Origin of the sequence: Kitasatospora sp. NPDC056327, assembly GCF_042261735.1 — a bacterium.
Lineage (GTDB): Bacteria > Actinomycetota > Actinomycetes > Streptomycetales > Streptomycetaceae > Kitasatospora.
In genome coordinates this window covers 1-7,925 of record NZ_JBHJRC010000355.1, presented here as the reverse complement: position 1 = coordinate 7,925, position 7,925 = coordinate 1, and the positions used below count along the sequence as shown (strand labels likewise).

Sequence of the window (7,925 nt, the reverse complement as noted above, 5' to 3'; positions counted from 1 at the left end):
GCGCCGGCGGACTCGGCGCCGGGCAGGCCGGCCGCCGGGTACGGTTCGGCCGGTGCTCCGGTGCCGTCGAGGACGAGCAGCCGGCGGCCGGCGAGGTCGGTCAGCAGGGCCAGTACCTGACCGGCGTCCACGCCTTCGTACTCCTCGGCGAGCCGGGCGGTGATCGCCGCGCCGTCGCGCCGTCCGTCGCAGTGGCGCAGCACGGCGGCGGCGGTCGTGTTGAGCAGCAGCACGCCCTCGGGGCAGAGCAGGGCGTCCCGGGCACGGACCGGGTCGTGGACCAGCCGCACCCCGTGCCGCAGGCCGGGGGCCACGGCGGCGGGTGCGGCGTTCACCGGCCGATCCCGGCGGCCTCGGCCCGCCGGGTGTCCGGGGCGGGCGGGGCAGCCCCGGTGGCGGAGGCACCGGGGACCTCGGGTGCGCCCGGCTGCGCGGTCTCCGGTCCGTAGTCGACGGCGTCGAGCATCGCGCGCAGCACCTCGCACTTGAACGCCAGCGCGTCCACCGCGGCCTGCTGCCGCTCGGCCGTCGCGCAGTGGTCCAGCACCAGGTCGAGGGTGCGGGCGCTGTCCCGGCGGGCGTCGGGGATCCGGTGCTCGAAGTAGGCGTAGCCGGCCGGGTCGATCCAGTCGTAGTGGGTGCGCCAGGCGATGACCCGCTCCGCCATGTGGTCGGGCGAGAACATCTCGGTCAGCGCCGCCGCCACGCCCTCCTCCCACGGCCTGGTCCGGCAGAAGTGCAGGTAGCCGTCGACGGCGAAGCGCACGCCGCGCGCCACGTGCCGCTCGTCCAGCACCTCGGCCCGGTCCAGGCCGACGGCCCCGGCGAGCACCAGCCAGTCGGCCAGCCCGCCCTCGCCCTCGTGCGGGCCGTCCTGGTAGCCCAGCCGGCGCGTCCACTCCCGGCGGACCTCCGGCAGCGGGCAGTTGGCGACGATCGCGGCGTTCTTCCGGGTCAGGCACAGCTGGTAGTACCAGCGGTTGGCGACCCAGCGCCGCAGCTCCGGCGGCGTGCAGCCGCCGGAGTGCAGGCGCAGATGGAACGGGTGGGTGTCCCAGTACCGTCCCCGCAGGCCGTACAGCCTGGCCGCGAACTCCTCGCGGGTCGACGCGGAGGTGACGGCCTGGGTCACCGAGCGGTCCGCGCCGCGTACGCGGTGACCTCGGCGCCGGTGCGGTGGCACTCCACCGCCGGGGCGGACCAGGCGGGCCTGGCCGGGGTGGCGGGGGCGGCCGGCGCGGGGCCGGCGGTGGTGGCGGACGGGGGAACGGGGGTGGACTTCATGGGAGTCGGCCTCCTCGGTGGGGGTGGGATCGGGGGCCCGGCCGGCCCCGCGGTCAGGACGCTACGAGCCGCCGGGCCGGCCCGCCGGTCAAACCGCGCGATCGCGTGACAAACGCGCTCGATCGGGTGACGCGACCTGCTCAGGCGGACTTCCCGAACGCCACCAGGTGGCCGTCCTTGGTGCCGACGAACACCCGCCCGCCGTCCGTCGCCGGGACGGAGAACCTGGTCACCGTGCCGAGCGGGAAGCTGCGCCGCAGCTTGAGCGAGCCGTTGACCGGGAGCGCGTCGTAGACCCGCAGTTCGCCGTTCTGGCCGCCCGGGCCGGTGCCCGAGTAGACCGCCCACACCAGGGCCGAGCCGGCCGCCGTCCCGTTGGAGGTGACGACCGGGGAGCCGGAGGCGTAGCCGAAGCCCTCGGGACTGGTCGCGGCGCTGGTCAGCTGCGGGTTCCCGGAGCCGTTCACCGAGTACTTGAGGGCGCGCAGCGAACCGTAGTTCTCCACCAGGTAGACGTAGCCGCCGTCGCCGCCCCAGACGCCCGGGTGGCCCCAGACGCCCTTGAACGGGCCGGTGGTGCCGACCACACCGTCGGTGCCGTTCGGGCCCTGGCCCATGCCGCCGAGGCGGTCCCGGTCGAGCAGGAAGATCCGGCCGTCCTTGCCGACCTGGACCATCAGGTGCGGGTGCGCGGCGGTGCCGAAGCCGGAGGGCAGCGCGGCCGGGCCGCCGGAGCCGAGGTCCACGTCGCCGTGGTCCATCTCCCGGTTGTTGGTGGGGCTGAAGAAGTCCCGGGGGGCGAGGTTGCCGTCACTGTTGACGCCCAGCCGGACGACCGACTCGGCGAAGTGGCCGCCGGGCCGGTCGCCCGGGCCCTTCAGCGGGGAGGAGCCCTCGCCCGCGCCGTTGCCGGTCGCGATGAAGATCCGCCCGGAGCCGTCCGAGACCAGACCGCCGCCGCTCATCCAGACGCCCGCGTTCTGCGAGGCGGAGCCGGACTCGGTGGACCAGAGGGTGAGTTTGCGCGTACTGGTGTTGACGCCCGCGACCGTGCCGACGTAGGTGCCGACCCCGCAGTCCGAGGCGAAGCCGAAGTAGACCGCGCCGTCCAGCAGCAGCAGTCCGGCCCGCTGGGCCGAGGTGTTGGGGTTGAACGCGACCCCGGGGCTGTTCACCGGCGACCCCTGGACGGTGACCGGCCAGCCGCTGCGCGACGCGCCCGTGGTGGCATCCAGGGCGTGCACCGAGAAGTGCGCGCCCCCCTCGCTGGACTTGGCGACCAGGTAGACCGTCCTGGTCGCCTTGTCGTACACCGGCGTCGAGACGATGCCGGTGCCGGGGGAGAGGCAGGCGGTGGAGGAGGCCACGGTGCCGCCGAGGGCGCGCTGCCAGAGGATCCGTCCGTCGGCCGCGTTGACGCCGTAGACGTGGTTGGTCGCGGTCGCGACCACCACGGTCGAGCCGGTCACCAGCGGCTGGGCGTATACCGCGCCGTCCACGGCGGTGGACCAGCGGCGTCCGAAGGTGCCGGCGGACACCTTGCCCGGGGCGAGGTCCGGCTCGGCGGCGTCCCAGGCGGTGCGCATGCCGTTGCCGGAGACGGTCGGATTGTCGGCCCGGGCGGTGACCGCGCCGCTGAGCGTCCCGACGGCGAGGGCCGGGGCGAGCAGCGCGAGCCCGGAGAGCAGAGCCGCTCCGGAGCGGGGGATCCCCGGACGCCTCCGGCGCTGGGCGGGGGAGGCCGGGGAGGGCCGGCGGCCCGGGTCCGGGGGCGCCGGCTCCGGAGCGGGTCCGGTCGGCCGCGCGGGTGGGTGAGATCGGCTCATGCGATTCGCCTTGGCTGTCGGGGGAGTACGGAGTACGGCGCCGTGGCGTCATTCTGCGAACGCCGGCGCCGTACCCGCATCCCCCCGGTGCCCCGGAGCCCGCCCCGTTCACGCCCCGGGGGGAACCGGCTGCGCCGGGCGGCGGGGTCCCACCTCCTGGCTAGACCTGCTTGGAGAGGATCAGCGCGAGCGCGGTGCCCGCGGTCGCCTCGGCCGCGCTGTTGACGCCGTCGTCGGGGCTGCGGTCCACGACCACCGAGACCTCGTACGCGCGGCCGCCGGAGAGGAAGTACACCGAGGGCCGGTAGCCGTCGCCGCGGCGGAGCAGGTAGGCGTCCTGGCCGATCCCGGGGATCGGGGTGGCGGTGTGGTCGGGGAGGCTCCTGAGGTTGGCGAACCGGGCGGGCTCGATCTCGTGGAGGGAGGCGTAGGACTGCCGGGAGCCCCAGGTGCAGCCCCAGACCGGCTTGCCGTCGACCGGGTCGAGGCCGGTGCCCCGGAACGGTCCGCCGGTGCCGACGTGGGCGGCGACCTGGGGAGAGGTCAGCAGGGTACAGGCGTCGGCGGGGCGCTTGCCGGTACCGGCGGGCGTGCCGCTCGCGCTCGGGGTGGTGGCGGCGGTGGGCGTGCTGCTCGTGGTGGTGGTGGCGGTGGCCGCCGGGGCCGTGGTCGGGGTCGCCATGCTCGCGCCGCTCGCGGCGGTCGTCGGTGCGGGGGCCGCCGTCGCTCCGCCGCCCGAGGAGGAGCAGCCGGCCACGGCGAGGGCCGCGAGGGCCAACGCGGGCAGGACGGTGTACCGGTGGCGGGACGTGAGCGGTGACCTGCGGTCCATGGAACCCCCTCCGAAGGCGCGCCCACCGGTGCGGCGGACTGCGACGTGGCAGGATCCTACGGTCCGGCGAGGTCCGGTACTTCCCGTTCCCGCTACGGGAGTTGGACAGCTCCGTGACAGCCGGGCGCCGGTGGGGCGGCCGGGGCGCGGGAGGGGGTGTCCGGGGGGCCGGGACGGCGGTCCGGGGCACGGGGGTGGTGCGCGGGGCCGTCCGCGGGCTCCCGGCGGCGCCCTCGGGGCGCCGGGCTGACCTGGCCGGATGCGGAGATCCCCGCAATACCAGTGCGGCCGGGCCGCTGTCGAGCGTCGGCGGGCGTCTTCCCCGGACGGGTGACGTTCTGGTGAAAGTGGTCATGCCAGGAACGGCGGACCGGCATATTGACCCCGTGATCAGGCGGATCCCGGACGGGGCGGGGCGAGCGACCAGTGGGATGCCAGAGGGATGGAGGCCCTGACAATGAGCACCAACCTGCCGGAGACCGTGGTCGAGGCCCCGGCCGTGCTGCCCGCGCCTCCCCGCGTGGTCGACGACCTCGCCCGTGACCTGACCCACGCGGCCGCCGCCGTCCGGGCCGCCTCCCGGGACGGGCGCAGCGGCGGCGACCTCGCGGTGGCCGCGTACACGGCGGTGGTCTGCACCGGGCGGTCGGCGGCCCGGGCGCTGGAGGAGGCGGCCGCCTGGTGCCGGCAGGCGCCCGAGGCCGAGGTGCACTCGCTGGCCTGGGCCCAGGTGCCGGGTCACCGCGACGACGTCTTCGAGTTCCGGGTCACCCTGGCCGTCAGCTTCCCCGACCAGGAGACCGGCGAGCACGCCGGCGACACCCACCGCTCCCGGCGCTGAGCCCGGGGCCGCGAACGGCCGGTCGGCGGGGCACGTCCCGGCGAGGGGCGAGCCACCCCGAAGTCCGTGGGAACCCGGGGGAGGAACGATCGGCCCGTCGGCTGCCCGGTGGGGGGCGGGCCGCCGGGCGGACGACTCCTGAGGGAGCCGCCCGCCGGGAGGCCGCCGCCCCGGGATCAGGCGTGCGCGGCCGCGCACTCCGGGTGGCCCCAGCTGCCGCCGACCTTGGTGATCCGGTCCCCCTTGCCGTACGGGCGCGTGCACGGGCAGGTGCCGGGGAAGCGAGCGGACAGCGTCGGCGCACCGCCGGAGCCGCCCGACCCGCCGGAGGGCCGGCGCTTCGCGGCGGCCGGCGAGGCCGACGAGGCGGCGCGCCGGGGCCGGGCGGGGCCGGAGCTCGCGGCCGGGTCCGGCACGGGCAGGTCGGTGGCGTCCCCGCCGGCCGCCTCCTGGGTGCGGGCGGCGTCGCTGGCCGCCTTGTCGGCGATGGCGTTCAGCGGATCGCCGTCCACCTGGTGGGCGGGCACGTAGACGAAGGTGACGTCCCGCCCCTCCAGGAGTGCGTCGATCCGCTGGATCAGCTCCTGGTTGGCCACCGGCTTGCCGGCGGCGGTCTTCCAGCCGTTGCGCTTCCAGCCCTTCAGCCACTTCGTCACCGCGTCGCGGGTGTACGTGCTGTCCAGCCGGACCTCCAGCGGGACGCCGGGATCGGTGGCGGTCAGCAACTGCTCCAGCGCCGTGAGTTCGCCCACGTTGTTGGTGTTGCGGCCGAGCGGCCCGGCCTGCCAGCGCTGCGGCGCCCCCGTGCCGTCCGCCACTACGTACGCCCAGGCCGCCGGGCCCGGGTTCCCCTTGGCCGCCCCGTCGCAGGCGGCGATGATTCGGTCGTTCATCCTGCGATCATGCCAAACCGCGGGGACCTCGCGAACCGCCGGTTCAGGGCACCAGGACCAGCCGCCCGCGCAGCCCGCCCGCCGCGAGCCGGCGGTGGGCGTCGGCGGCCCGCTCCAGCGGGAGGGTGTCCGCCACCCGCAGGGTCAGCGCGCCCCGGGCGGCCAGCGCCGAGAGTCCGGCGAGCGCGGCGCCGTCGGCCGCGATCCAGACGTTGGCGACCCGGATGCCGCGCAGCCCGACCGGCGCCGCGCCGGCCGACACCGCGACGAAGGACCCCCGGTTGCGGACCGCGCCGAGCGCCGTCACCCCGAGCAGGGCGGTGTCCAGCGCGCCGTCCACCCCGCCGGGCACCAGGGTCCGGACCTCGGCGGCGAGGTCGGCGGCCCCGCGCGGCACCCACCACCGGGCGCCCAGCCCGCGCAGCGGCTCGGCGTCCCGCTCGTCCGCCACGGCGGCCACCCGGAGCCCCCGCAGCGCGGCGAGCTGGACGGCGAAGCCGCCCACCGCCCCGGCCGCGCCGGTGACCAGCAGCGTGGCCCCGGGCGGCAGGTCCAGCAGGTCCAGGGCCTGGAGGGCGGTGAGCCCGTTGAGCGGCAGGGTCGCCGCCGCGACGGCCGGCACGCCCGCCGGCGCGGGGGCCAGCGCCGTGGCGTCCAGCACCAGGGCGTCCGCGTAGGTGCCGAGCGGGACGTCCAGTCGGTCGCGGAGTCCGATCACCCCGTCGCCGGCCGCGAACCCGGACACCCCGGGGCCGACCGCCTCCACCGTGCCGGCCACGTCCCAGCCGACGCCCACGGTCCCGCGCGGGGCCATCAGCCCGGCCTCCGCCAGCACCCCGGCGCGGGTCACCGCGTCCACCGGGTTGACCGCGGCGGCGGCCACCCGCACCCGCACCTGCCCGGGGCCGGGCTCGGGGACGGGCAGTTCGACCAGCTCCAGGACCTCCGGGCCGCCGAAACGGCGGACGACCACGGCGCGCATCGCGTTCTCCTTCCGGGGCCCCGCCTCCGGTGCGGGCGGGGCTTGCCAACGGCACCCAACCTAGGGAGAGTTGCTCCCCGGCAGGAAGTACGCACCCGCGAGTGCGTACCGCACCGGAAGGAGAGCCGATGGCGACCACGACCGCCGCACAGCGCCGGGCGGACGCCCGGGCCGGGTTCGACGCCTACCTCGCCGAGTGCCCCGCCCGGCAGTTGCTGGAGCGGATCGGCGACAAGTGGGTCAGCCTGGTCGTCAACGCCCTGGCGGACGGCCCGCAGCGCTACGGCGACCTGCGCCGGCGCCTCGCCGGGGTCAGCGAGAAGATGCTCACCCAGACCCTGCGCGCCCTGGAGCGCGACGGCCTGCTCACCCGGACGGTCACGGCCGCCGTTCCGGCCCGGGTGGACTACGCGCTCACTCCGCTCGGCGCCGGCCTGCTCCCGCTGCTGGGGGCGATCAAGGACTGGGCGGAGGAGCACATGCCCGAGGTGCTGGCCCACCGGGAGGCGCACGACCGGGGCGGCGCGGACTGACGGATCGTCAGCGGTGCCGTGGCAGGCTGGTGGCATGGAGACCGAGAAGCTGAGGCTCGCCGTCTACCGGACCTTCGCCGCCACCGGGCGCGCGCCCGGTCACGACCGGCTGGCCGAGGAGCTGGGCACCACCGTGCCGGAGGTCCGCGCCGGCCTGCGGCGGCTCGCCGACGCGCGGCACCTGGCGCTCGGCCCGGACGACGCCGTCGTCCTCGCCCACCCGTTCTCGGCCGTGCCCCTGGGATTCTCGGTGATGGCCGGTGCCACCCTGTGGTTCGGCGGCTGCGCCTGGGACTCCTTCGCGCTGCCCCACCTGGTGCCCGGCGCCGACCCGGCCCTGGTCGCCACCACCTGCCCGGCCTGCGACCGCCCGCACGCCTGGACGGTCACCCGGCAGGCCCCGCCGGAGGGCGCGCAGGTGGCGCACTTCCTGGTGCCCGCCGCCCGGATGTGGGACGACGTCGTCCACACCTGCGCCCACCAGCGGCTGTTCTGCTCCGCCGACTGCGTCGACGACTGGCTCGCCGCCACCGGAAATCCGCGCGGCGCCGTCCTCGACCTGGCCACCCTCTGGCGGCTCGCCGCGCACTGGTACGACGGGCGGCTGGGCTCGCCGTACACCCGGCGCGAGCCGGCCGCGGCGGCCGGCCATCTCCGCTCGGTGGGGCTGAGCGGGGAGTTCTGGGGTCTCTGAGTCCGAGCCCGCTCCGCCCGGTGCCGGGGCCCGTGCGGCC

The 7,925-nt window shown here is 76.8% G+C and carries 10 protein-coding genes; 3 read left to right on the top strand and 7 right to left on the bottom strand.

The window, feature by feature from the left end; translation table 11 throughout:
* The 5 genes from pqqD to ACFCX4_RS32425 form a co-directional block, all read right to left on the bottom strand.
* Window positions 1–335, bottom strand: a 335-nt coding sequence (pqqD, locus tag ACFCX4_RS32445; protein WP_376150381.1) for a pyrroloquinoline quinone biosynthesis peptide chaperone PqqD, incomplete at its 3' end; no start/stop codon positions are given.
* A complete protein-coding gene (gene pqqC / locus ACFCX4_RS32440; RefSeq protein ID WP_376150379.1) occupies window positions 332–1,132 on the bottom strand; it encodes a pyrroloquinoline-quinone synthase PqqC in 801 nt (266 codons plus the stop codon). The genes pqqC and pqqD, both read right to left, overlap by 4 nt.
* Window positions 1,129–1,284 carry a pyrroloquinoline quinone precursor peptide PqqA gene (gene pqqA, locus ACFCX4_RS32435; protein WP_376150377.1) on the bottom strand — a complete coding sequence of 52 codons (156 nt, stop codon included), beginning with the start codon at window positions 1,282–1,284 and terminating at the stop codon, window positions 1,129–1,131. Before pqqA ends, pqqC begins: the two co-directional genes overlap by 4 nt.
* Before the next feature lie 140 nt (window positions 1,285–1,424).
* Window positions 1,425–3,110: a PQQ-binding-like beta-propeller repeat protein gene (locus ACFCX4_RS32430; RefSeq protein ID WP_376150375.1), complete on the bottom strand. Its 1,686-nt coding sequence runs from the start codon at window positions 3,108–3,110 to the stop codon at window positions 1,425–1,427.
* Between the two features lie 160 nt (window positions 3,111–3,270).
* The gene (locus tag ACFCX4_RS32425; protein WP_376150373.1) at window positions 3,271–3,942 is read right to left on the bottom strand and encodes a hypothetical protein; all 672 of its coding nucleotides are present in this window, start codon (window positions 3,940–3,942) and stop codon (window positions 3,271–3,273) included.
* A 457-nt stretch (window positions 3,943–4,399) separates the two neighbouring features.
* On the opposite strand from ACFCX4_RS32425, the gene ACFCX4_RS32420 reads away from it, so the two are divergent.
* Window positions 4,400–4,783: a hypothetical protein gene (locus tag ACFCX4_RS32420; RefSeq protein ID WP_376150372.1), complete on the top strand. Its 384-nt coding sequence runs from the start codon at window positions 4,400–4,402 to the stop codon at window positions 4,781–4,783.
* A 176-nt stretch (window positions 4,784–4,959) separates the two neighbouring features.
* Here ACFCX4_RS32420 and ACFCX4_RS32415 read toward each other — a convergent pair whose 3' ends face one another.
* Together ACFCX4_RS32415 and ACFCX4_RS32410 are read right to left on the bottom strand one after the other, a co-directional pair.
* Window positions 4,960–5,676 (bottom strand): ribonuclease H, encoded by a 717-nt coding sequence (locus ACFCX4_RS32415; RefSeq protein WP_376150370.1) that lies wholly within the window; start codon window positions 5,674–5,676, stop codon window positions 4,960–4,962.
* A 43-nt stretch (window positions 5,677–5,719) separates the two neighbouring features.
* Complete coding sequence (locus tag ACFCX4_RS32410; protein WP_376150368.1) at window positions 5,720–6,658, bottom strand: alcohol dehydrogenase catalytic domain-containing protein; 939 nt, start codon at window positions 6,656–6,658, stop codon at window positions 5,720–5,722.
* A 128-nt stretch (window positions 6,659–6,786) separates the two neighbouring features.
* On the opposite strand from ACFCX4_RS32410, the gene ACFCX4_RS32405 reads away from it, so the two are divergent.
* Window positions 6,787–7,191, top strand: a complete 405-nt coding sequence (locus ACFCX4_RS32405) for a winged helix-turn-helix transcriptional regulator (protein ID WP_376150366.1) — start codon at window positions 6,787–6,789, stop codon at window positions 7,189–7,191.
* 34 nt (window positions 7,192–7,225) lie between these two features.
* On the top strand, window positions 7,226–7,885 hold the full coding sequence (gene merB, locus ACFCX4_RS32400) for an organomercurial lyase (RefSeq protein ID WP_376150364.1): 660 nt from the start codon (window positions 7,226–7,228) through the stop codon (window positions 7,883–7,885).
* Window positions 7,886–7,925 lie beyond the last annotated feature (40 nt).

What these genes read in the sequence shown, in the direction of transcription:
- pqqA (WP_376150377.1), bottom strand. Translation starts at nt 1,284, where the DNA reads ATGAAGTCCACCCCCGTTCCCCCGTCCGCCACCACCGCCGGCCCCGCG.
- ACFCX4_RS32430 (WP_376150375.1), bottom strand. Translation starts at nt 3,110, where the DNA reads ATGAGCCGATCTCACCCACCCGCGCGGCCGACCGGACCCGCTCCGGAG.
- ACFCX4_RS32425 (WP_376150373.1), bottom strand. Translation starts at nt 3,942, where the DNA reads ATGGACCGCAGGTCACCGCTCACGTCCCGCCACCGGTACACCGTCCTG.
- ACFCX4_RS32420 (WP_376150372.1), top strand. Translation starts at nt 4,400, where the DNA reads ATGAGCACCAACCTGCCGGAGACCGTGGTCGAGGCCCCGGCCGTGCTG.
- ACFCX4_RS32415 (WP_376150370.1), bottom strand. Translation starts at nt 5,676, where the DNA reads ATGAACGACCGAATCATCGCCGCCTGCGACGGGGCGGCCAAGGGGAAC.
- ACFCX4_RS32410 (WP_376150368.1), bottom strand. Translation starts at nt 6,658, where the DNA reads ATGCGCGCCGTGGTCGTCCGCCGTTTCGGCGGCCCGGAGGTCCTGGAG.
- ACFCX4_RS32405 (WP_376150366.1), top strand. Translation starts at nt 6,787, where the DNA reads ATGGCGACCACGACCGCCGCACAGCGCCGGGCGGACGCCCGGGCCGGG.
- merB (WP_376150364.1), top strand. Translation starts at nt 7,226, where the DNA reads ATGGAGACCGAGAAGCTGAGGCTCGCCGTCTACCGGACCTTCGCCGCC.